22 protein-coding genes are annotated in these 22,072 nt (G+C 75.7%); 14 read left to right on the forward strand and 8 right to left on the reverse strand.

Annotated features, from left to right (window positions below):
• Window positions 1-258 precede the first annotated feature (258 nt).
• From K1J50_RS15775 to K1J50_RS15790, 4 genes are all read left to right on the forward strand, one after another.
• Window positions 259-453: a twin transmembrane helix small protein gene (locus K1J50_RS15775; protein WP_220118723.1), complete on the forward strand. Its 195-nt coding sequence runs from the start codon at window positions 259-261 to the stop codon at window positions 451-453.
• A 182-nt stretch (window positions 454-635) separates the two neighbouring features.
• Window positions 636-1,385: an electron transfer flavoprotein subunit beta/FixA family protein gene (locus tag K1J50_RS15780; RefSeq protein ID WP_220118724.1), complete on the forward strand. Its 750-nt coding sequence runs from the start codon at window positions 636-638 to the stop codon at window positions 1,383-1,385.
• Window positions 1,386-1,389: 4 nt separating this feature from the next.
• Entirely contained in the window at window positions 1,390-2,325 is a 936-nt protein-coding gene (locus K1J50_RS15785; RefSeq protein ID WP_220118725.1) for an electron transfer flavoprotein subunit alpha/FixB family protein, read from the forward strand.
• The gene (locus K1J50_RS15790; protein WP_369413624.1) at window positions 2,322-3,245 is read left to right on the forward strand and encodes a 3-hydroxybutyryl-CoA dehydrogenase; all 924 of its coding nucleotides are present in this window, start codon (window positions 2,322-2,324) and stop codon (window positions 3,243-3,245) included. The genes K1J50_RS15785 and K1J50_RS15790 overlap by 4 nt, the downstream gene beginning before the upstream one ends.
• 18 nt (window positions 3,246-3,263) lie before the next feature.
• Here K1J50_RS15790 and K1J50_RS15795 read toward each other — a convergent pair whose 3' ends face one another.
• Complete coding sequence (locus K1J50_RS15795; RefSeq protein ID WP_220118726.1) at window positions 3,264-3,920, reverse strand: RecX family transcriptional regulator; 657 nt, start codon at window positions 3,918-3,920, stop codon at window positions 3,264-3,266.
• 147 nt (window positions 3,921-4,067) lie between these two features.
• Here K1J50_RS15795 and K1J50_RS15800 point away from each other — a divergent pair, with 147 nt between their 5' ends.
• A complete protein-coding gene (locus K1J50_RS15800) occupies window positions 4,068-4,832 on the forward strand; it encodes a metallophosphoesterase family protein (RefSeq protein WP_220118727.1) in 765 nt (254 codons plus the stop codon).
• 120 nt (window positions 4,833-4,952) lie between these two features.
• Here K1J50_RS15800 and K1J50_RS15805 read toward each other — a convergent pair whose 3' ends face one another.
• The 3 genes from K1J50_RS15805 to K1J50_RS15815 all read right to left on the reverse strand — a co-directional run bounded on the left by K1J50_RS15805 (window position 4,953) and on the right by K1J50_RS15815 (window position 7,625).
• On the reverse strand, window positions 4,953-5,276 hold the full coding sequence (locus K1J50_RS15805; RefSeq protein WP_220118728.1) for a 2Fe-2S iron-sulfur cluster-binding protein: 324 nt from the start codon (window positions 5,274-5,276) through the stop codon (window positions 4,953-4,955).
• Window positions 5,277-5,348: 72 nt separating this feature from the next.
• On the reverse strand, window positions 5,349-6,518 hold the full coding sequence (locus tag K1J50_RS15810; RefSeq protein WP_220118729.1) for a zinc-binding dehydrogenase: 1,170 nt from the start codon (window positions 6,516-6,518) through the stop codon (window positions 5,349-5,351).
• 24 nt (window positions 6,519-6,542) lie between these two features.
• On the reverse strand, window positions 6,543-7,625 hold the full coding sequence (locus K1J50_RS15815) for an Ldh family oxidoreductase (protein WP_220118730.1): 1,083 nt from the start codon (window positions 7,623-7,625) through the stop codon (window positions 6,543-6,545).
• Between the two features lie 143 nt (window positions 7,626-7,768).
• On the opposite strand from K1J50_RS15815, the gene K1J50_RS15820 reads away from it, so the two are divergent.
• Window positions 7,769-8,758: a Bug family tripartite tricarboxylate transporter substrate binding protein gene (locus tag K1J50_RS15820; RefSeq protein ID WP_220118731.1), complete on the forward strand. Its 990-nt coding sequence runs from the start codon at window positions 7,769-7,771 to the stop codon at window positions 8,756-8,758.
• 25 nt (window positions 8,759-8,783) lie between these two features.
• Here K1J50_RS15820 and K1J50_RS15825 read toward each other — a convergent pair whose 3' ends face one another.
• Window positions 8,784-9,941: a 2-methylaconitate cis-trans isomerase PrpF family protein gene (locus tag K1J50_RS15825; protein WP_220118732.1), complete on the reverse strand. Its 1,158-nt coding sequence runs from the start codon at window positions 9,939-9,941 to the stop codon at window positions 8,784-8,786.
• A gap of 95 nt (window positions 9,942-10,036) precedes the next feature.
• Between K1J50_RS15825 and tcuA the strand changes: the two genes are divergently transcribed.
• The 8 genes from tcuA to holA all read left to right on the forward strand — a co-directional run bounded on the left by tcuA (window position 10,037) and on the right by holA (window position 19,140).
• Window positions 10,037-11,536, forward strand: coding sequence for an FAD-dependent tricarballylate dehydrogenase TcuA (gene tcuA, locus K1J50_RS15830; protein ID WP_220118733.1), 1,500 nt, complete (start codon window positions 10,037-10,039; stop codon window positions 11,534-11,536).
• 78 nt (window positions 11,537-11,614) lie between these two features.
• Window positions 11,615-12,181, forward strand: coding sequence for a DUF4412 domain-containing protein (locus K1J50_RS15835; protein WP_220118734.1), 567 nt, complete (start codon window positions 11,615-11,617; stop codon window positions 12,179-12,181).
• Window positions 12,182-12,299: 118 nt separating this feature from the next.
• Window positions 12,300-13,112 carry a hypothetical protein gene (locus K1J50_RS15840; RefSeq protein WP_220118735.1) on the forward strand — a complete coding sequence of 271 codons (813 nt, stop codon included), beginning with the start codon at window positions 12,300-12,302 and terminating at the stop codon, window positions 13,110-13,112.
• Window positions 13,113-13,215: 103 nt separating this feature from the next.
• On the forward strand, window positions 13,216-13,890 hold the full coding sequence (locus K1J50_RS15845) for a hypothetical protein (protein WP_220118736.1): 675 nt from the start codon (window positions 13,216-13,218) through the stop codon (window positions 13,888-13,890).
• A gap of 105 nt (window positions 13,891-13,995) precedes the next feature.
• Entirely contained in the window at window positions 13,996-14,706 is a 711-nt protein-coding gene (locus K1J50_RS15850) for a LolA family protein (protein ID WP_220118737.1), read from the forward strand.
• Between the two features lie 116 nt (window positions 14,707-14,822).
• Window positions 14,823-17,483 (forward strand): leucine--tRNA ligase, encoded by a 2,661-nt coding sequence (leuS, locus tag K1J50_RS15855; RefSeq protein WP_220118738.1) that lies wholly within the window; start codon window positions 14,823-14,825, stop codon window positions 17,481-17,483.
• Window positions 17,449-18,075, forward strand: coding sequence for an LPS assembly lipoprotein LptE (gene lptE / locus K1J50_RS15860; protein ID WP_220118739.1), 627 nt, complete (start codon window positions 17,449-17,451; stop codon window positions 18,073-18,075). Before leuS ends, lptE begins: the two co-directional genes overlap by 35 nt.
• A gap of 30 nt (window positions 18,076-18,105) precedes the next feature.
• Window positions 18,106-19,140, forward strand: coding sequence for a DNA polymerase III subunit delta (gene holA, locus K1J50_RS15865; protein WP_220118740.1), 1,035 nt, complete (start codon window positions 18,106-18,108; stop codon window positions 19,138-19,140).
• Window positions 19,141-19,426: 286 nt separating this feature from the next.
• On the opposite strand, the gene K1J50_RS15870 is transcribed toward holA, so the two are convergent.
• From K1J50_RS15870 to K1J50_RS15880, 3 genes are all read right to left on the reverse strand, one after another.
• Window positions 19,427-19,975 carry a DUF3576 domain-containing protein gene (locus K1J50_RS15870; protein ID WP_220118741.1) on the reverse strand — a complete coding sequence of 183 codons (549 nt, stop codon included), beginning with the start codon at window positions 19,973-19,975 and terminating at the stop codon, window positions 19,427-19,429.
• A 101-nt stretch (window positions 19,976-20,076) separates the two neighbouring features.
• On the reverse strand, window positions 20,077-21,537 hold the full coding sequence (locus K1J50_RS15875) for a porin (RefSeq protein ID WP_220118742.1): 1,461 nt from the start codon (window positions 21,535-21,537) through the stop codon (window positions 20,077-20,079).
• A gap of 113 nt (window positions 21,538-21,650) precedes the next feature.
• On the reverse strand, window positions 21,651-22,072 hold a 422-nt coding region (locus K1J50_RS15880; protein WP_220118743.1), incomplete at its 5' end, for a thiamine phosphate synthase.

Consider the following 22,072-nt stretch of genomic DNA (forward strand, 5'->3'; position numbering starts at 1 on the left):
GGGGCCTCCTGCGGCGCCGCGGCAGGCGGGTGCGGCCCCTCCTGGGCCTGCGCCGGCCGGCCGGCGACGGCGGCGAGCAGGAGCAGGAGCGACAGCGCCGCGACACGCGGCGCGGAGAGGCGCGGGGAGCGGGCGGGGCGGGGGAGCGGCCTCATGGGCCGGGGTGGAACCCATCGGCGGCGTCCGGGTCAAGCCTCGTCTCGCCCCGGCCGGCACCGGGTGTTGCGTCCGGCCGGCGAGGCCCCAGGTTAGCGAGCCATGCGCATCCTGCTCACCGCCCTTCTCGTCCTCGCCATGCTCGGCGTGCTCGCCACGCTCTTCGCCGGCATCTTCGGCCTGGTGACCGGCAGGGGGGATCCGGTCCGCTCGAACCAGCTCATGCGCTGGCGGGTGATCCTCCAGGGCGTCGCGATCGCGCTGTTCGTGCTCCTGCTGCTCGCGCTGCGGGACTGAAGGCGGCAGGGGGCGCCGCCGGGGCGGAGCGCCGGGGGCGGCTTTACACCCCGCCCGCCCCGGCCCTATGTTCCGCCGCCTTTGTGCAATGCGATACGACGCCGCCGCGCCGGCGTTGTCGAAGGCGGCGATGAGGTCTCCGGGGGTGCGCCGCCGCCCCCAGCGCAGGACACGGCCAGGCCATGAAGCTCCTCGTCCCCGTCAAGCGGGTGGTGGATTACAACGTCAAGGTCCGCGTGAAGTCGGACGGCACCGGCGTCGAGACGGCCAACGTCAAGATGTCCATGAACCCGTTCGACGAGATCGCGGTCGAGGAGGCGGTGCGCCTCAAGGAGAAGGGCGTCGCGAGCGAGATCGTCGCCGTCTCCATCGGCGTCGCCGCCGCCGCCGAGCAGATCCGCACCGCCCTCGCCATGGGCGCCGACCGCGGCATCCTGGTCGAGCACGACGGCGCGCTGGAGCCGCTGGCGGTGGCGAAGATCCTCAAGGCCGTGGTGGCGAAGGAGCAGCCGCAGCTCGTCATCCTCGGCAAGCAGGCGATCGACGACGACATGAACGCGACCGGCCAGATGCTCGCCGCCCTCCTCGGCTGGCCGCAGGGCACCTTCGCCTCCCGCCTCGAGATCGCCGACGGCAAGGCGACGGTGACGCGCGAGGTGGACGGCGGGCTGGAGACGGTCGAGCTCAGGCTGCCGGCGATCGTCACCACCGACCTGCGGCTGAACGAGCCGCGCTACGCCTCTCTCCCCAACATCATGAAGGCGCGCAAGAAGCCGATCGAGACGCTGAAGCCCGCCGACCTCGGCGTGGACCCCTCCCCGCGCCTCACCGTGCTGAAGGTCGAGGAGCCGCCGAAGCGCCAGGCGGGCAAGAAGGTGGCCTCCGTGCAGGAGCTGGTGGACAAGCTGCGCAACGAAGCGAAGGTGATCTGAAGCCATGGCCGTCCTGGTGCTCGCCGACCGCTCGGGGTCGGCCATCAACCAGCCCACGCGCAGCGCCGTCGCCGCGGCGGGGCAGATCGACAGGGAGGTGCACCTCCTCGTGCTCGGCGCCGAGCAGGCGGAGGCGGCGGCGAAGCTGCCCGGCGTGGCGAAGGTGCTGAAGGCCGAGGGCGAGGCCTATGCGCACGCGCTCGCCGAGCCCACGGCCGCGCTGCTGGTGGCGCTGGCGCCGAACTACACGCACCTGCTCGCCCCCGGCAGCGCGCAGGGCAAGAACGTCATGCCGCGCGTCGCCGCCCTGCTCGACGTGCAGATCGTCAGCGACATCGCGGGCGTGGTGGACGCCGACACCTTCCGCCGCTTCTTCTACGCCGGCAACGCCCTGGCGACGGTGAAGAGCGCCGACGCGAGGAAGGTGCTCACCGTGCGCGCGGCGAGCTTCGACCCGGTGCCGGCCGAGGGCGGCCCCGGCGCGCCGATCGAGCCGGTGGCCCCGGCCGCCGACCCCGGCCTCTCGCGCTTCCTGCGCGCCGAGCTTGCCAAGAGCGAGCGGCCGGAGCTGACCGCGGCGCGCATCGTCATCTCCGGCGGCCGGGCGATGGGCTCGGCCGAGAACTTCAAGCTGCTCGAGGGGGTGGCCGACAAGCTCGGGGCGGCGATCGGCGCCTCGCGCGCGGCGGTGGACGCGGGCTACGCGCCGAACGACTGGCAGGTCGGCCAGACCGGCAAGGTGGTCGCCCCCGACCTCTACATCGCCGTCGGCATCTCGGGCGCCATCCAGCACCTCGCCGGGATGAAGGACAGCAAGGTGATCGTGGCGATCAACAAGGACGAGGAGGCGCCGATCTTCCAGGTCGCCGACTACGGCCTGGTCGCCGACCTGTTCAAGGCGATCCCCGAGCTCGAGGCGGAACTGGAGCGCACGAAGTGAACGATCAGGCGAAGCCGGCAGCGGCGCCGCCCGCCGCCGCGCCGCCGGAGATCGCCAGGGTCGGCGTGATCGGCGCCGGGCAGATGGGCAACGGCATCGCCCACGTCTGCGCCCTCGCCGGCCTCCCCGTCGCGCTGGTGGACATCAGCGCGACGCAGCTCGAGAAGGCGCTGGCGACCATCGCCCGCAACCTGGACCGCCAGGTCGGCCGCAAGCTGATCGCGCCGGAGGACAAGACGGCGGCGCTCGCGCGCATCGCCACCGGCACCGACTACGCCCTGCTCGGCGACTGCGACATGGTGATCGAGGCGGCGACCGAGAAGGAGGAGGTCAAGCGCCAGATCTACCGGCAGGTCTGCCCGCTGCTGAAGCCCTCGGCGATCCTCGCCTCCAACACCTCCTCGATCTCCATCACCCGCCTCGGCGCCGCGACCGACCGGCCGGAGCGCTTCATCGGCATGCACTTCATGAACCCGGTGCCGGTGATGAAGCTGGTCGAGGTGATCCGCGGAATCGCCACCGACGAGCCGACCTACCAGGCGACGCTGGCGCTGGCCCGGCGGCTCGGCAAGCAGACGGCGACGGCGGAGGACTTCCCGGCCTTCATCGTCAACCGCATCCTGGTGCCGATGATCAACGAGGCGGTGTACGCGCTCTACGAGGGGGTCGGCACCGTCACCAGCATCGACACCGCGATGCGGCTCGGCGCCAACCACCCGATGGGCCCGCTCGAGCTCGCCGACTTCATCGGTCTCGACACCTGCCTCGCGATCATGCAGGTGCTCTACGAGGGCTTGGGCGATTCCAAGTACCGGCCCTGCCCGCTGCTGGTGAAGTACGTCGAGGCCGGCTGGTACGGCCGCAAGACCGGCAAGGGCTTCTACGACTACGGCGTGGACCCGCCGCGCCCGACGCGCTGAGGCGCGGCGGCCCGCGCCCTACCCCTCGCGCCGGGCGGCGAGCAGCCGCGCCTCCGCCTCCGCCGGCGCCATGCCGAGCGCCGCCTCTGCCACCGCGCGCGGGAAGCCCGCGCGCGCGAGCGCGCCGAGCGCGCGGCGCCGCGCCTCCGCCGCTCCCCCGGCCGCCGCGCCGTCCGGCGCGAAGGGGCCGATCCGCCGCCGCCGGCACAGGGCCAGGGCGGCGAGCAGCTCCGCCGCCTCCTCCCCCGCCTCGCCCTCGCCCAGCGCCGCGCGCACGATCGCCCGGTCCACGCCGCGCGCCGCGAGGTGCGCCGCGATCGCCCGGCGCGAGCGTCCGGCGCGCTGCAGCCGCCGCGCCCGCGCCTCGGCGAAGGCGGCGTCGTCCACCGCGCCCGCGGCCGCGAGCCGCCGCGCCACCGCCGCCGCGGCGGCGCGGGCGCGGCGCGCGCGCTCCGCGATCTCCTCCGGCGTCGCCACGCCTTCCGCCTCGGCGCGGCGCGCCCAGCGCTCGACCCGCCGCTCCAGCACCCGGCGCAGCCCGGCCTCGGTGGCGGCGAAGCGCGCGAGGTGCTGCAGCGCCGCCTCGTGCAGCCGCGCCTCGTCGGGCGGCGGGCCGGCGGCGAGCGGGATGCGCCGCCCGCGGCCCGGCCGCGTCTCCTCCCGCTGCCCTGCCATGCCGCCACTCTGGCATGGCCGTGCGCCGGCGCGAACGCCCTCCGCGGGGGCGCGGCGGCGCCGTCCATCGCGGCGGGACAGGCCCGCCCGCTTCCCGCCGCGCGCGCCGCGGCTACACTCGCGCGCCACGGGGGGAGCAGCCAGCCGATGCGCATCGCGGTCATCGCCGACATCCACGGCAACCTGCCGGCGCTCGAAGCCGTGCTGGACGACATCGCGGCGCGCGGCATCGCGCGGGTGGTCAATCTCGGCGACTGCGCCTCGGGCCTGCTGTGGCCGCGCGAGACGGCGGCGCTGCTGATGGCGCGGGCGATCCCGACGGTGCGCGGCAACCACGACCGCTGGCTGGCCGAGCAGGAGCCCGCCGCCATGGGGCGGCAGGACGCCTTCGCCCATGCCGAGACCACGCCGGAGCAGCGCGCCTGGCTCGGCGCCCTGCCGGCGCGCCTCGACCCGGCGCCGGGCGTGCTCGCCTGCCACGGCACGCCGGAGAGCGACACCACGAACCTGCTGGAGGAGCCGGCGCACGGCCACCTGCGCCCGGCCGCGCCGGAGCGGGTGCGCGAACGGCTCGGCGCCGAGGGGCGGGCGGCGCGCGTCGTGCTGTGCGGGCACAGCCACCAGCCGAGCGTGGTGCGCCTGCCGGACGGCGGCCCGCTGGTGGTCAACCCCGGCAGCCTCGGCTGCCCCGCCTTCCGCGTGACCCGCGCGCCGCACCCGCACCGCTCCGAGGCGCGCTCGCCGCACGCCCGCTATGCCATCCTGCACCTGTCCGCGGACGGCGGCGCGCCGAGCGCCGACCTGATCGCGCTCCGCTACGACTGGGAGGCCGCCGCGCGGCGCGCCGAATCGCTCGGCAGCCCGGCCTGGGCCTACGCGCTGCGCACCGGCTTCCTCCCGGACGGCATCTGAGCCCTCACCCCGGCCCTCGCGGATCGGGGCCGATCCTCGCCGGGTGCCGGCGCCGCCCTCGGGCGCCCCGGCTGCCCCGCATGGGCGGCCGCCGCGGCGCGCGCTCCGCGCGGTCCGGGATCACACTTGGCGGTCGGGGATCCGCACCACCAGCCCGTCGAGCGCCTCGGCGACCGTGATCTGGCAGGAGAGGCGGCTGCTGGGCAGGCGCTCGGCGGCGGCGCCGTGGAGCATCTCCTCCTCCGCCGGCTCGGGCGGCGGCAGGCGGTCGGCCCAGTCCTCGTCCACGTAGACGTGGCAGGTGGCGCAGGAGCAGCAGCCGCCGCAGTCGGCGAGGATGCCGCGCACGCCGTTCTGCGTCGCGCCGAGCATGAGCGTGGTGCCGACCGGGAGGTCGAGCGTGCGCGCGGCGCCGTCGGGTTCGACAAAGGTGATGCGCGGCATGGGACGGGCTCTCGCGGAGGGCTGCTGCGAAGCTGGGGCCGGAGACGGCGCGCGGCAACGCCGGCCCGGCCCTCAGGCCTCCAGCAGTTCGGGCCAGGGAACGATGGTGGACTTCACCGTGCGCATCGCCATCGCGTCCGCCACCGCGCGCGTCACGCCCTCCTCGCTGAAGGGGTAGAGGGTCTGCATCTCGTACCAGGGATACCTGTCCCGCGCCTGGTGGAGCATCTGCACGCCGAGGGCGAGGTCGTTCTCGGTGAAGGCCCAGGACCCCATGATGGTGATGTCCTTGGCGACGAAGCGGTGCCAGTTGGTCATGATCGGCCCGGCGTCGGTGAACTGCCCCATCTCGATGTAGAAGCCGGAATCGCGCAGCATCTCGATGCCCTCCGGCCCGGCGCTCGGGTGGCCGGTGCAGTCCATCACCACGTCCGCGCCGAAGCCGCCGCGGGCGCCGCCGATGAGCTCGCGCACGCGGGCGATGCGGGCCTCCGGCGTGGCGTACTCCTCGATGTCGACCGTCGCCTCGGCGCCGAACCGGCGGGCGAGGGCGAGGCGCGGCGTCTCCGGCGCGCCGACGCAGATGATCCGCCCCGCGCCCATCTCGCGCGCCGCGGCGATGGCGAGGATGCCGATCGGGCCCGAGCCCTGGATCACCACCGTGTCGCCCCAGCGGAACCCGCCCATGCGCTGGGCGCGGGCGAAGCCGCGGATGGTCGAGGTGAGCGGCTCGGCGAGCGCGCCGAGGCGCAGCGGCATGTCGTCGGGCAGCCGGTAGATCTTCGTCCCCGGCAGCGCCTCGAGGTCCACATAGACGTATTCCGCGAAGCCGCCCCACAGATGCGGCGGACGGTCGAAGCCGAGGTAGCGGCCGTAGTAGACCGGCGTCTGGCAGCGGTTGGAGTGCTCCGGGTAGTGCTTGCAGTAGTAGCACGCGCCGCAGGGCATGAAGGGCGGGATCATGACCTTCGACCCGACCGCGATCGGCTGGTCCATCCAGTCGGTGGCGAGGTCGGGGCCCTTCTCGACGACGATGCCCGCCATCTCGTGGCCGAGGGTGAAGGGCCAGGGCAGCGGCTTCGGCCAGTGGCCCTTGAGGATGTGCAGGTCGGTGCCGCAGACGCCGCAGGCGCCGATCCGGATCAGCGCCGCCTTGCGGCCGACGCGCGGCCAGGGCACCTCGCGGATCACCGGCGGCGCCCCGGGGCCGGCGAAGGTGGCGACGCGGATGGTGCGGCTCATGCGCGTTTCCTCGCGGCCGGGGGCTCAGGAGAGCACATAGGCGGCGCCGCAGCGCTCGCAGATGCCGCGGATCAGGCGGTCGAGGGCGTCCGGGACCGGGATGCCCTCGCGCAGCCGGCGCGCGCGCTCCGTCTCCTCCGGGTCGCCCGCGACCAGCACCGGCTTCGCCGGATCGGCCGGCGGCGTGGCGTGCAGGATGTCGATCGCCTCGTCGAGGTCGGACTCGAACGCGCCCTCCTCGCGGAAGGCGCGCGGATCCAGCGCCAGGAAGAAGTGGCCGATGTTGTCGGGCTTGCCCGGGCCGTGGTCGCGCTCGCGGATCGGCGAGAAGGAGGCCCCGGTCAGCGTGCCGCCGAGGATGTGCACCATCATCGCGAGGCCGTAGCCCTTGTGGCTGCCGAGCTCCGGCGTGCCGCCGAGCGGCGTCAGCCCCCCCGCCTTCTCCTTGTAGACGACCTCCATCCCGCGCTTCGGGTCGGTGACGGGCCGGCCGTCGCCCTCCACCACCCAGCCCTGCGGCATGGTGCGGTTGTTGAGGTCATAGACCTTGACCTTGTTCGCGGCGACCGTGGTGGTCGCCATGTCGAGCACGAAGGGGCGGTTGCGCCGGGCCGGCGCGGCGAAGGCGATCGGGTTGGTCCCCAGCACCGGCAGCGCGGCGCGGGTCGGCACCATGGCGATGCCGCGCGTCGCGCTCGTCACCAGGCCGATCGCGCCGCGCCGCGCGGCGATGCGCGCATAGACGCCGGCGGCGCCGAAATGGTGCGAGTTGCGCACGCCGACCACGCCGACGCCGGCGGCGAGCGCCTTGTCCACCGCGAGGTTCATGGCGAAGACCGAGACCGGGTGGCCGAGGCCGGCGCCGCCGTCCACCAGCGCGGTGCAGGCGTTCTCGCGCACGATCCGCGGCCGCGCGTTCAGGTCCACCCGCTTCTCGACCACGCGCTGCTCGTAGGCCATCAGCATCGAGATGCCGTGGGAGTCGACGCCCATCAGGTCGGTCTCGACCATCGCCTCGGCGGTGGTGACGGCGAGGTCCTCCGCCATGCCCCAGGCGAGCAGGATGTTGAGGATCTGCTGGCGCACGCGGTCGGCGCTGACGTTCATGCTGCGGCGGCTCCGTCCCCCGGTCGCGGGCGGGGCGCGGGCCGCGGCGGCCGCGACGCTTCCCTCCCGGTCGCGATCCCTTCTACCGTGGCGGGGCGGAGCGCCGCAACGCGGGCGGGGCTCCGCAGCGACGGGGAGGAAACATGACGGCCATGACGCGGCGCGGCGCGCTGCTCGGTGCGCCCGCCCTCGCCCTCGCCCTCGCCCTCGCCGCGGCGCGCGGCGCGGCGGCGCAGGACTACCCGGCGCGGCCGGTGCGCGTGGTGATCGGCTTCGCCGCCGGCGGCGCCACCGACATCATGGCGCGGCTGCTCTCGCGCCACCTGAGCGCGCGCCTCGGCGGCCAGCCCTTCGTGATCGAGAACCGGCCCGGCGCGGGGACGCTGCTCGCCGCCGAGGCGGTGGCGCGCGCGGCGGCGGACGGCCACACGCTGACGTACGCCTCCTCCTCCACCGTCATCACGCCGCTGATCAACCGCGGCTCGAGCCTCGACGTCCCGCGCGACTTCGCCGCCGTCGCCATCGCCCAGGCCTCGCCGATGATCCTGGTGGCGAACGCCGGCTTCCCGGCGCGGACGATCCCGGAGATCGTGGCGCTGGCGCAGGCGCAGCCCGGCCGGATCACGATCGCGCATCCCGGCACCGGCGGCATCAACCACCTCTCGCTCGCGATCCTGATGCGCCGCACCGGCGCCGAGTTCACCCTGGTGCCGTTCACCGGCAACCAGCCCGCGCTGAACGCGCTGCTGCGCGGCGACGTGGATCTCGCGAGCGACTCGCTCTTCGCCACCCGCCCGCTGCTCGAGGCGGGGCGGATCCGCCCGGTCGCGGTCACGACGGCGCGGCGCTCGCCGCTCCTGCCCGAGGTGCCGGCCATCGCCGAGCACCTGCCGGGCTACGACGTGCCCTTCTGGTCCGGCTTCCTCGCCCCGCGCGCCACGCCGCCCGCGATCGTCGACCGGCTCAACCGGGAGGTGGAGGAGATCCTGAAGCTGCCGGAGGTGCTCGAGCGCCTGCGCGGCTTCGGCGCCGAACCGGTCGGCGGCAGCCGCGAGTCCTTCCAGCGCCTGATCGAGGAGGAGTGGCGGCGCTGGGGGGAGCTGGTGCGCGCGCTCGGCCTGCGCGGCGACTGACCCGCCGCCCGGACCCCGTCCGCGCTCACTCCGGCGGCGCCCAGGCGACCTCGCCCTGCATCAGCCGCCGCGCGGTGCGGAACAGGCGCGCGCTCTCGGCCACCCAGGCGCCGTCGGCGTCGCGCCGCACCTCGGCTCCGACCGGAAGCACGCCGGAGGGGGTGGCGATGCGCACCTCCTCCGCCGCGGCTTTGGCGGCGCGCGGCCCGAGCAGCAGCTGCGGCAGCGTGCCGGCGATGCGGCAGGCGACGGCGAGGCAGAGCGCGAGCGTGAGCGGCGCCGCGCGGTGCAGCCGCTCCATCGAGACCGCGCGCACCGCGATGTCGCAGTCCTCGGCGCCGATCCGCTCGCCGCCGATGCTGCGGTAGGCCGCGGGCGGGGCGACCATCGCCACCTTCGGCACGCCGAGCCCGGCCGCCTCCGGCCTCGCCGCCAGGCCCATCGCCACCGCGCCCGCCCGGCGCAGCCGGTCGAGCCGCGCCATCACCCCGGGCCGCGCCTCGATCTCCTCGGGCGTCTCGGTGCCGGCGAGGCCGAGCGCCGCGGCCTCGACGAACACCACCGGCGTGCCCGCGTCCACGAGCGAGGCGCGGCAGCCCCCTCCCTCGTCCGCCAGCCCCTCGAGCACGCGCCCCGTCGGCAGCAGCGCGCCGGTCGCCGTCCCGCCGGGGGCGAGGAAGTCGAGCCGGATGCGCGCGCCGGTGCCGGGAACGCCGGCGATGGCGAAGTCGCCGCGCACCGCGGCCTTGCCGTCGCGCACCGGGAAGCGGGCGTGGATCAGCCGGCGGGTGTTGGTCTGGTGGATGCGCACCAGCGCCTCGCCCGCGCGCGGCGCGGCGACGAGCCCCTCGTCCACCGCGAAGGGCCCGACGGCGGCGGAGAGATTGCCGCAATTGCCCGACCAGTCCACCACCGGGCGGTCCACCGCGACCTGGGCGAAGGTGTAGTCGAGATCGGCCGCCGGGTGCGTCGGCGCACCGATGATCACGGCCTTGGAGAGCGAGGAGATCCCGCCCCCCATGCCGTCGAGCTGCCGCCCGTAGGGGTCGGGGCTGCCGAGCACGCCGAGGAAGAGGCGCTCCTGCGCCGCGCGCCCGGCCGGCAGGTCGCGGGCGTGGAAGAACAGCCCCTTGGAGGTGCCGCCGCGCATGAACACGGCGGGGATGAGGCGCAGGTCCGGCATCGCTCCGCTTCCCTCCGCGCGGCGCTCCCGCCGCGCGTTGACACGATTTTGCCGCGCTGCCTAGGGTCTGCGCCAGCGGCGCGCGGGAGGGCGGGATGGCGGAAGCGCAGGCGAGCTATGACGTGGTCGTGGCCGGGGCCGGCAACGCCGCGCTCTGCGCCGCGCTCTCGGCGCGCGAGCAGGGCGCCCGCGTGCTGGTGCTGGAGAAGGCCCCGCCCGAGGAGCGCGGCGGCAATTCCACCTTCACCGCCGGCGGCTTCCGCTTCGTGCACGACGGGCTCGAGGACCTGCGCCGCGACGTGCTCGTGGACCTCTCCGAGGAGGAGGCGAAGCGGATCTACATCCCGCCGCAGCCCGCCGACCGCTTCCTGGAGGACCTGCTCCGCGTCACCGAGGGGCTGACGACGGAGGAGCTCGCCAACATCCTGATCCGGCGCTCGCGCGAGACGATCGTCTGGATGCGCAGCAAGGGCGTGCGCTTCATCCCGATGTTCGGCCGCCAGTCCTACGTCGTGAACGGCATCCACCACTTCTACGGCGGCGTGAACATCGAGGCGGTCGGCGGCGGCTGGGGCCTCGTGGACTTCCTGGTCAAGGCCGCCGAGCGCGACGGCATCGAGATCCGCTACGAGACCGGCCTGCGCCGGCTGCTGCAGGACCGCCAGGGCCGCGTCGTCGGCGTCGAGGTCTTCGGGCCCGGGGGCTACGAGGAGATCCGCGCCCGCGCCGTCGTCCTCGCCTGCGGCGGCTTCGAGGCCAACCCGGAGATGCGCGTGCGCTACCTCGGCCCGGGCTGGGAGCTCTGCCGCGTGCGGGGGACGCGCCACAACACCGGCGAGGGGCTGCGCGCCGCGCTCGAGATCGGCGCCCAGCCCTATGGCGGCTGGTCCACCTGCCACGCCGTGCAGTGGGACATCAGCGCCCCGCCCTTCGGCGACCGCCAGGTGCTCGACAACTTCCAGAAGCACTCCTACCCGCTCGGCATCATCGTCAACCTGAACGGTGAGCGCTTCGTGGACGAGGGCGCGGACTACCGCAACCACACCTACGCCCGCTACGGGCGCGAGGTGATGAAGCAGCCGCAGCGCACGGCGGTGCAGATCTTCGACGCCAAGACCATCGGCCTGCTGCGCGACGAGTACCGCATCCGCCAGGTGACCAAGGCGACCGCCGACACGATCGAGGGGCTGGCGCGCGCGCTCGACATCAACCCCGAGGGGCTCGCGCGCACGGTGCGGGAGTTCAACGCCGCCTGCCGGCCCGGCGACTTCAACCCGGCGATCCTCGACGGCAAGCGCACCGAGGGCATCACCCCGCCCAAGTCCAACTGGGCGCTGCCGATCGACGAGCCGCCCTTCACCGGCTTCGTCGTCACCTGCGGCATCACCTTCACCTTCGGCGGCTTGCGCATCAACACCCGGGGCGAGGTGCAGGACGTGACCGACCGCTCGATCCCCGGTCTCTACGCGGCGGGGGAGCTGGTGGGCGGGATCTTCTACCAGAACTACCTCGGCGGCGCCGGGCTGATGTCCGGCGCGGTGTTCGGGCGGCTCTCGGGCGCCAGCGCCGGGCGCTACGCCCGGGCGCAGGGCTGAGCGCGCCGCCCCCGGCCCCCCGGCGCGCCGGCGCGGTCCGGCCGCGCCGCCTGCCGCTCCCTCGCGAAAGCCGCCGCCATGCGCCGCCCGCTCCTCGCCCTCGCCCTCCTCCTCGCCGCCGGCCCCGCCCGCGCCCAGCCGGGGGCGGAGCGTCCGGCCAACCTCCAGCCGACGCGCGACGTCGCCGTCACCTACCGCGTCACCGGCGCCGAGCAGGGCGAGATGCGCATCACCTACTCCGCCGCCGCCGAGGCGATCCGCACCGACTTCTCCGGCTTCGGCCCGCCGGGCCCGGTGATCGCCGACATCCGCAACCGCCGCATGGTCCTGCTGCTCGCGGCCGAGCGCACCGCCCGCATCCACCTCCTCTCCGAGCCGGAGATCCGCACCTTCCGCCAGCCCGAGCCGGGCACCCGCTTCCAGCGCCTCGGCACCGAGCGCATCGCCGGGCATCCCTGCACCGTCTGGCGCATCGCCCCCGCCATGCCCGGCGCGCCGCCGGTGGCGATGTGCCTGACCGAGGACGGCGTGATGCTGCGCACCGAGGAGGCGGGGCAGCGCGCCGAGGCGGTGCAGGTGACCTGCGCGCCGCAGGACCCGGCGCTGTTCCGCATCCCGGAAGGCTGGCAGGTGGTGCGCGACTGAGCCCCGGAGGCGGCGGTGCGGGCGGGCGGTCCAGCCGCGCCGGTTGTGGATCTCTGCTTGACCGCAACCGGCACGCTGCGGGATCGTGCCGGGTGCCTGAGCCCCGGGGACCACGCCCATGCGCCACCGCCTCGCGCCCCGCGCCGCCACCGCCCTGCTGATCGCCGGGCTCGCTCCCCTGCCGGGCGCCGCGCAGCAGGCGGCGGACCGGCCGCCCCCCGCGCCGACCCGCGACGTCGCCGTCACCTACCGCCTCGGCAGCGCCGCGGCGCCGGCGGGCGCGGCGGCGTCGGAGATGCGGATCGCCTGGCTGGCCGCCGAGCGGCGCATGCGCCTCGACCTGCCCGGCCAGGGCTACCTGCTGGTGGACCAGCGCAACCAGCGCGCCCTCATGGTCATGGACGGAGAGCGCGTGGTCATGGAGATCCCCTTCGCCCAGAACACGCGGCGCATGGGCCAGCTCCCTCCCGGCGCGCGGCTGACGCGCGGGGGCGACGACCGGGTTGCCGGCATTCCCTGCACCGTCTGGACCTACCAGGACCGCGGCCACACCGGCCGCTCCTGCGTCACCGCGGACGGGGTGGTGCTGCGGGTGCAGGGCGACGAGGGCCCCGACGACTTCCTCGAGGCGCGCGAGGTCGCCTACGGCCCGCAGGACCCCGCGAGCTTCCATCCGCCGCCGGACTACACGATGCTCGCCATGCCCGCCGGGATGGGCGCTCCGATGCTGCCGCCCGCAGCCTTCGGCGGCGCGGCGCCCGCCGCGCCCCCTCCCGGGACGCTCCCCCTTGCCGGCGCGATGCCGCCCGGCCTGCTGCCCGGCGGGCTGGCGCCGGCGGGCGCGGCGGGCACGGTTTCGACCGGCAGCTCCTCCTCTTCCGCGACGGGGGGGATGCCGCCGGCCGCCGCCCAGCCGCGGCGGTCGCGGTGAGGCCCCGCCCGCCTGTCGCGCCCGCGCGGCGGCGCCTCGACGCCGCGGAGAAGGCCGGCGGGCGCCGCGCCCGGCGGCGCGGCACAGCCGGAGAGAGGGCGGCATGACGCAGCGGCGGCACCGGTCGCGGTTTCTCCGCCCCCGGCCCGCCGCCGCGGCGGCCCTCGCGCTGGCGCTCGCCGGAGGCGCCGCGGCGGCGGGGGCCGCCCCGGCGCAGGACAGCGCCCCCAGCCCGCCGCTGCTGCCCGCGCGCGACGTCGCGGTGACCTATCGCCTCACCGGTCCGGGCGGCGCCGGCACCCATTCGCTGCGGATCGCCTGGCTGACCGCGGAAGGCCGGGTGCGCCTCGACCTGCCGGCGGAGCTGGGCGGCGTGATGCTGCTGGACCGGCGCGCGCAGCGCGCCTTCCTGGTCATGGACCAGCACCGCCTGGTGGTGGAGCTGCCGTCCGGCGGCGAATTCCCCCGCCTCGGCGAGCTGCCGCCCGGCGCGCGGCTGACGCGCGAGGGGCGGGACCGCGTCGCCGGCCTCCCCTGCACGGTCTGGCGCTACCAGGACCACGGCCGGTCGGGCCGCGCCTGCATCACGGAGGACGGGGTGCTGCTGCGCGCGAGCGGACCGGGCGCGGCGGGGGGCGCGGGCGACGACGGGGCGCTCGAGGCGGTCGCCGTCGCCTACGGCCCGCAGGACCCCGCCAGCTTCCGCCCGCCGCCGGGCTACCGCGCGATGCGCGCCGCGCCCGGGACCGGCCCCGCCACCCGGATCGCCGGACGCTGAGGCGGCGCGCCGCGGCTCCGGCCCCGGCCGCCCGGCATCGCCGCCGCGGCGCACCGCGGCGCGGCGCTCTTCCCCCGGACGCCGAGCGGCGCCACATCGCAGGCGATGAGCATCCCCTCCCCCTCCCGGCGCCGCGGCCTGCTGCTCGGCGCGGTCCTGGCCGCCGCCGCCGTGCCGCCCCTTGTCCCCGCCGCGGCGCAGCCGCCGCCATCCGCCGCCGGCGCCCGGGCCGCCGCCGCGCCGCTCTCCGAGCGCGACCGCGCCGATCTCGCGCGCGTCGAGGCCTATCTCAACCGCCTGACCACCCTGCGCGCCCGCTTCCTCCAGATCGCCCAGAACGGCGCCGCGGCCGAGGGGACGGCCTGGATCTGGCGCCCGGGCCGGATGCGCTTCGAGTACGACCCGCCCGAGCCGCTGCTGCTGGTGGCGAGCCACGGCCAGTTCCTGCTCTACGACCGCGAGCTGCGCCAGCCCTCGACGGTGCCGGTCGCGCAGACCCCGCTCGCCTTCCTGCTGCGCGAGACCCTGCGCCTCTCGGGCGATGTCACCGTCACCCGGGTCGAGCGCGGCGGCGGCTTCCTGCGCGTCACGCTCTTCCGCACCGCCGCGCCCGCGGAGGGCCGGCTGACTCTGGTGTTCCAGGACGACCCGATCGAGCTGCGCCAATGGGTCGTCGTGGACGCCCAGGGCCGGGAGACGCGGGTGAGCCTCTCCCGGATCGAGACCGGGGTGCGGATGGACCCGCGGATCTTCGAGTTCAACGACCCGCGCTTCTTCGAGACCGAGCCGCAGCGCGGGCCGCCGGGGGGCGGATAGCCGGGGCGGGCCGGGCGGGACCCGCCCCGCGGCGGCGGGCGCGCGCCCTTTCCAGCGCCGGCGGCGCGCCCTATGCCTCCGTCCCGAGCCACTGCCGACAGCGCGCGTCCCGCCCGATGAACGACACCGCCGCCCCGCCCGCCTCCTCCGCCGCGCCGCCGCGCCACGACTTCGCCGCCGCCGAGCCGCGCTGGCAGGCGGAGTGGGAGCGCCGCGGCTGCTTCGCCGTGCCGGACGTGCCGGACGGCAGCAAGCCGAAATACTACGTCCTGGAGATGTTCCCCTACCCCAGCGGCAGGATCCACATGGGGCACGTGCGGAACTACACCCTCGGCGACGTGGTGGCGCGCTACAAGCGCGCGCGCGGCTTCCTCGTCATGCACCCGATGGGCTGGGACGCCTTCGGCCTGCCGGCCGAGAACGCGGCGCGCGAGCGCGGCATCCACCCGGCGAAGTGGACCTACGAGAACATCGCCACCATGCGCGCCGAGCTGAAGCGCATGGGTCTCTCGCTCGACTGGTCGCGCGAGTTCGCCACCTGCGATCCGGAATACTACGGCAAGCAGCAGGCGCTGTTCCTCGACTTCCTCGCCGCCGGCCTGGTCGAGCGCAAGGAGAGCTGGGTCAACTGGGACCCGGTGGACCAGACCGTGCTGGCCAACGAGCAGGTGATCGAGGGCCGCGGCTGGCGCTCCGGCGCGCCGGTCGAGAAGAAGAAGCTCAGCCAGTGGTTCTTCCGCATCACCCGCTACGCGCAGGAGCTGCTCGACGGGCTGGCGACGCTCGAGCGCTGGCCCGAGCGCGTGAAGACCATGCAGGCCAACTGGATCGGCCGCAGCGAGGGCGCGCGCGTGCGCTTCCGCCTGACCGAGCCGCTCGGCGCGCTGCGCGAGGTCGAGGTCTTCACCACCCGGCCCGACACGCTGTTCGGCATGAGCTTCCTCGCCGTCGCCGCCGAGCACCCGCTCGCCGCCGCGGCGGCCGCGCGCGACCCGAAGGCCGCCGCGTTCGTCGCCGAGTGCCGGCGCATGGGCACCTCCGAGGCGGCGATCGAGCAGGCGGAGAAGCGCGGCTACGACACCGGCCTGCGCGTCGCGCACCCGTTCATCGAGGGCGCGACCTTCCCGGTCTGGATCGCCAATTTCGTGCTGATGGAGTACGGCACCGGCGCGATCTTCGGCTGCCCCGCGCACGACCAGCGCGACCTGGAGTTCGCGCGCAAGTACGGCCTCCCCGTGCGCCCCGTCGTGCTGCCGCCGGGCGCCGATCCGGGGGCCTTCGCGATCGGCGAGGAGGCCTATCTCGGCGACGGCACGCTCTTCAACTCCGGCTTCCTCGACGGGCTCGGCGTCGCCGCCGCCAAGCGCGCCGCGATCGCGCGGCTGGAGGCGACCGGCCAGGGCAGGGGCGAGATCAACTGGCGCCTGCGCGACTGGGGCGTCTCGCGCCAGCGCTACTGGGGCTGCCCGATCCCCGTGATCCACTGCGAGGCCTGCGGCGTGGTCCCGGTGCCGAAGGACCAGCTTCCGGTGACGCTGCCCCAGGACGTGGACTTCTCGAAGCCCGGCAACCCGCTCGACCACCACCCGACCTGGAAGCACGTCCCCTGCCCGCGCTGCGGCAGGCCGGCGCGGCGCGAGACCGACACCTTCGACACCTTCGTGGACAGCTCCTGGTACTACGCGCGCTTCTGCTGCCCGCACGCCGAGCAGCCGACGCTGCGCGCGGCGGTGGACGCCTGGCTGCCGGTGGACCAGTACATCGGCGGCATCGAGCACGCGATCCTGCACCTGCTCTACAGCCGCTTCTTCGCCCGCGCCATGAAGGCGACCGGCCACCTCGCCGTGGACGAGCCCTTCGCCGGTCTGTTCACCCAGGGCATGGTCACGCACGAGAGCTACCGCGCCGAGGACGGGCGCTGGCTCTACCCGGACGAGGTCGAGATCACCGTCGCCCCGGACGGCACGCGCCGGGCGGTCGAGAAGGCGACGCGCCGGCCGGTGACCATCGGCCGCGTCGAGGCAATGTCGAAGTCGCGGCGCAACACGGTGGATCCCGGCGCGATCATCGACCGCTACGGCGCCGACACCGCGCGCTGGTTCATCCTCTCCGACAACCCGCCGGAGCGGGACATGGAGTGGACCGAGGCGGGGGTCGCCGGCGCCTTCCGCTTCACCCAGCGCCTCTACCGCCTGGTCGCCGCGGCGCTCCCCACGCTGCCCGCGCCGGACGAGGCGGAGCGGATCCTCGGCGGCCTCGCCGCCGGCGGCGGCGACAAGGCCGCCCACGCGCTGCGCCGCGCCACCCACCGCGCCATCGCCGCGGTGACCGAGGCGCTGGAGGGCTTCGCCTTCAACGTCGCGGTGGCGCGGATCCACGAGCTCGCGAACGCGATCGAGGAGGCGCGGGCGGCCGAGGGCGCGGAGGCCTCCGCCGCCCGGCGCGAGGCGCTGGAGACGCTGGCGCGGCTGATCGGCCCGATGATGCCCCACCTCGCCGAGGAGCTGTGGTCGCTGCTGCGCCCGGGCGAGACCCGGCTCGTCGCCGAGCTGCCCTGGCCCGAGGCCGACCCCGCGCTGCTCAAGGCGGAAACCGTCACCCTCGCCGTGCAGGTGCTCGGCCGGCTGCGCGCCACCATCGAGGTGCCGGCGGACGCCGACGAGGCGACCGTGCTCGCCCTGGCGGAAGCGCACGAGAACGTGCAGCGTGCGCTCGGCGGCAAGCCGATCAGGAAGCGCATCCATGTCCCGGGCCGGGTGGTCAATTTCGTCGTCTAGGGCCGCGCGCGGACGGCGCGTCCTGCTGCGGCGCGGCGCCGTCGCGGCGGCGCTGCTCCTGCCCGGCTGCGGCTTCCGCCCCCTCTACGGGCCGGGCGGCGGCGCGGCGGCGGGGGAGGAGGCGCCCGTGCAGGCGGAGCTCGCCGCCGTCCAGGTGGCGCCGATCCCGGAGCGCGGCGGCCAGCTCCTGCGCCGCGCCCTGGCGGAGCGGCTGCGCGGCGCAGCCCAGGCCGCGCCGGCGCGCTACGATCTGCGCGTCAGCCTCGCCTTCGCCGCCGAGCCGCTCGGCTTCCGCCGCGACGGCACGCCGAGCCGCGTGCGCTACCAGGGCACGGCGAGCTGGTGGCTGCTCACCCGCACCGCGCCGCCGCAACAGATCGCCAGCGGCACGGAGCGCGAGAACGACGCCTACAACATCCCGGACCAGCAGTTCTTCGCCGCCGAGGCGGCGCGCGACGCGGCGGAGCGGCGGATGGTCGAGCAGCTCGCCTTCGCGATCGCCGAGCGCCTCGCCCTCGTCTTCCGCCAGCGCGCCGAGGCCGCGGCGCGGAGCGCCGCAGCACCCTCCCCCGCCGGCGGCGGACGCGGCTGAGGGCGCCGCCGCGCGCCGTCGCGCCCCGCCGTGGCCAAGCTCGACGCCCGCCGCCTCGCCGCCTTCCTCCAGGACCCCGGCCCGGGCTGGCGCGTCGCGCTGCTGCACGGCGACGACGCCGGCCTGGTGCGCGAGCGGGCGGAGACGCTGCTGCGCGCCGTCGTCGCGCCGGACGACCCCTTCGGCCTGGTCGAGGTCCCGCGCGATGCGGCGGCCAAGGATCCCGGCCTGCTCGCCGCCGAGGCCGCGACCCCCTCGCTCGGCGGCGGGCGGCGCGCGGTGCGCGTGCGCGACGTGACCGACGGCCTCGCCGCGGCGGCGAAGGAGGCGCTGGCCGGCAGGGGCCCCGGCCTGGTGGTGCTCGAGGCCGGCGAGCTGCCGGCGCGCAGCCGGCTGCGCGCCCTGCTCGAGCCCGCCGAGGCCGCGGCGGTGATCGCCTGCTACCGCGAACGCGGCGCCGACCTCGCCGCCAGCATCGGCCGCCTCCTGCGCGAACTGGGCGCCGGCGCGGTCGAGCCGGCGGCGCTGGAATGGCTCGCCGGCCGGCTCGGCGAGGACCGCCTGCTGATGCGGCGGGAGCTCGAGAAGCTCGCCCTCTATGCGGGTGCGGGCGGGACGGTGACGGAGGAGATGGCGCTCGCCTGCCTGGCCGAGGGCGGGGCGGGCGCGCTCGACCTCGACGAGGCGCTGATGGCGGCGATGACGGGCGATCTCGCCACCGCCGACCGGGCCCTGGACGCCGCCTTCGCCGAGGGCGCGACCGGGGTCGGGGTGGTGCGGGCGGCGCTGCGCCAGGTGCAGCGGCTGCACCTCGCCGCGCTGCAGGTGGCCGCGGGCATGGCGCCGGCCGCCGCGGCGGCGGGGCTGCGCCCGCCGGTGTTCTTCCGCCACCGGCCGGCCTTCGAGCGCGCGCTGCGGCTGTGGCGCCCGGAACAGCTCGCGGCGGCGGGCGCGGCGCTGCTCGAGGCCGAGCGCCGCACCAAGACCACCGGGATGCCGGATGCCGCGATTGCGCGCGGCGCGGTGCTGGCCCTGGCGCGCCAGGCGGCGCAGGCCCGCCGATAGCGCCGATCGGGGACGGCCAGCGGCGCGCCCCCCGCGGCAGCCGCGATGCGCCGGGGGTGCCGCAAGCCGGGGCGGATCGCGACGGCCGGGAACGGCCGGGAGCGTGAATCCGCCCGGCAGACAGCGAGCCGGAGCCGTTGCCGCGCGTCCAGCCGGGCGGCAACGGCTTTACTTTATGGGCGAGGCAAGGGCGCGGGCGCGTTGCCGCTGGTGCGGACGGACGCGTCCGGCTGGTTCCCGCCGTCCGCGATCCGCCCCAGGCCGGCCGCCCGGTTCCGCGGCGCCGCTAGCGCGCCGCCAGGGACTGGCTGCGCAGCTCGCGCGCGCGGGCGAGGATGCTGTCCTCGAGCGCGGCGGCGGTGCCGGGGGAGACGGGCTGGTCCACCCAGTTGCCGTTGCGGTCGCGCACCTGGCGGAACACCGAGACGCGCACGTTGTCCGAGCGCAGCGTCCGCCCGAGCAGGTAGGCGGTGGCGCGGAAGCGCTCGCCGGGTTCGGCGGGCGGGGAGTACCAGTCGGTGATGATGACGCCGCCGAACGGATCGGCCGAGGCGAGCGGCATGAAGGAGAGGGTGTCGAGCGTGGCGCGCCAGAGATAGGCGTTCACCCCGAGCCCCGGGCCGCCGCCGGGATCGCCGGCGCTGCCGGGCGGGCGCGAGCGGTCCACGCCGAAGATGACCAGCCCGTCGCTCGCCCCGGAGAGGCGGCCCTGGACGCGGGCGCGGCGGCTGTCGTCGCCGTATTCGTCGTTGCGGACGGAGCGGGTCTCGCCGCAGGCGGCGGCCGCGAGGCCGAGCAGGGCGAGGGCGAGGGCGAGGCGGCTGGCGTGGCGCATGGCGGCGGCACGATAGGGGAGGCGGGCCGAGTTGCAAGGCCCTAAAGGCGAAGGGGCGGCGGGTTGCCCCGCCGCCCCCCGGATCGGGCCGGCCGGCCGGCTCAGAACGCGAGGCGCACGCCGGTGAGGAACACGTCGGCGTTGGCGCGGCTCTGGATGCCGGGCTGCACCGGGTCGAGGTCGCGGTTGCGCTCGAACACGCGGTAGGAGACCCACTCCGCGATCAGGTCGAGGCCCGGCGCCAGGCGGTAGTTGCCGCCGATGCCGTAGCCCCAGCGCCGCATCGAGGCGAGGGTGCAGGAGGCACCGGGCGCGCAGGTGTTCGGCACCAGGCCGGTGGTGCTGCCCACGCCGGCCGCCGCCGGGTTGTACGCGCTGCGGCTGCCGCCCTCGAAGGTGCCGAAGACGTAGTTGGCGCCGATGGTGAAGGGGCCGTTGGTGTAGCTCAGGCCGACCATGTACTGGTTCATCGGCCGGTCGCCGCGGAAGGTGTTGCCCCAGAAGAAGTTGGCGTCGCCATAGGTCCAGTTGGCGCCGACGGTGAAGCCGTAGGCGGTGGCCTGGGCGCCGATGGTCCAGACGTTGAGGTTGTTGAACACCCGGTGCTGCGTGCCGGAGGCGATCACGCCCGGCGCGTTCGGGTTGGTCGAGGTGATGTTCGCCGCGGTCAGCTCGCGCTTCGCGGTCGAGCCGATGTAGCCGCCGGCGATGGCGAGGCCGACGCCGCCGAAGCTGCCGCGCCAGCGGGCGGCGAGCTGGTACTCGTTGCGTCGCGCCGCCTGGTTCGGGCCGGCGGCGGCGATGCCGAAGTTGGAGGCGCCGGTGAAGGCATAGGCGCGGTCGCACCAGCCGGAGGCGACGTCGTTGGTGCAGCCCGTGTCGGCCCCCTCGTTGTAGTTCGGGGCGAAGCTGGCGCCGAAGTCGAAGCCGAAGAACTGCGGCGAGAGGTAGATGATCTTGGTGCTGTCGCCGAGGCCGCCGGGCGCGGTCTGGGTGCGCGCAGCGCGCTGGCGGGTGACGAAGTCCTCCCACTCGCCGTAGATGCCGCCGGTGCCGAAGTTGGTGATCACGCCGGCGTTCATCAGGCCGCCGAGCGGGCCGTCCTCGTCGCCGAAGCGGATCTGGCCGAGCTGCGGCATGGCGATGAAGGCGTAGGCCTCGTCCAGCGCCGCCGTGGTCTTGCCGGTGGAGCCGCGGCGCTGGTCGATCGAGCGGCCTTCCTGCTGGTCGAAGTTGATCTCGATCACCGCGCCGTAGGTCAGGCCGTTGGCGGCCTTGCCGTTGACGAAGACATGCACCTCGGCGTTGGTCGAGAAGTCGTGCTTGCCGAGCCGGGCGCGGTGGTTAGAGGCGTCCGGCGCCTGGTTGGCCCCAACACCCGAGACGTTCGTCGGGATCGTATTGTTGGTGACCGACTCGGTGCCGGTCTGCTGGATGTAGCCGTAGTACGAACGGAAGAAGCCGCCGATCCGGACGGTCGGGGCCTCCTGCGCCTGGGCCAGCGACGGCCCGAGGAGCGCAGCGCCGACCACCGCCGTGGTGCCCAGCAGGATTTTGCGCATTCCAGTCCTCCTCACGTGCCGGGGAGCCCCCGGCGATTCCCTTCGGCCCCCCTTCCTGTCCCCCCCGGACAGGAACGCCACCCCCGGAACGGGACGCGGCCGGCCTGGCGCGACTATGGTTCAGCGCAACGAACCGCGGCAACGGGGGCCGGCGCCCCGGCGCGACATCCCCGAGACACTGTGGCGCGGCCGCCACACGGGCCGGTGAGGAACCCGCCGATCGCCGCCAGCCCCGCCAGCCGCGCCCGCGGCAGCCGCCCCGCCGTGCCCGGCCCCACCCCCCCGAGCGCCGCCGCCCGCCCGCCGGGCAGCCGCCGCGCCCGCGCCGCCCAGCGCAGCGGGCCGAGCGGCGCCTGTCCGGGATGGCTCGCCGTGGCGAAGGCCGGGGAGAGGAAGCAGAGATCGGCGGCCAGCCGCCGCGCCCGCGCCGCCCCCCCCGCCCCGCCGTGCGCGGCGAGGCTGAGCCGCGCCCAGGGCGCGCCCGCCCGCCGCGCCCGCAGGAAGGGCAGCACCCCGGCGGCGGGGCGGCGCTCCG

This window comes from Caldovatus aquaticus, assembly GCF_019458025.1.
Taxonomy (GTDB): Bacteria; Pseudomonadota; Alphaproteobacteria; order Acetobacterales; family Acetobacteraceae; genus Caldovatus; species Caldovatus aquaticus.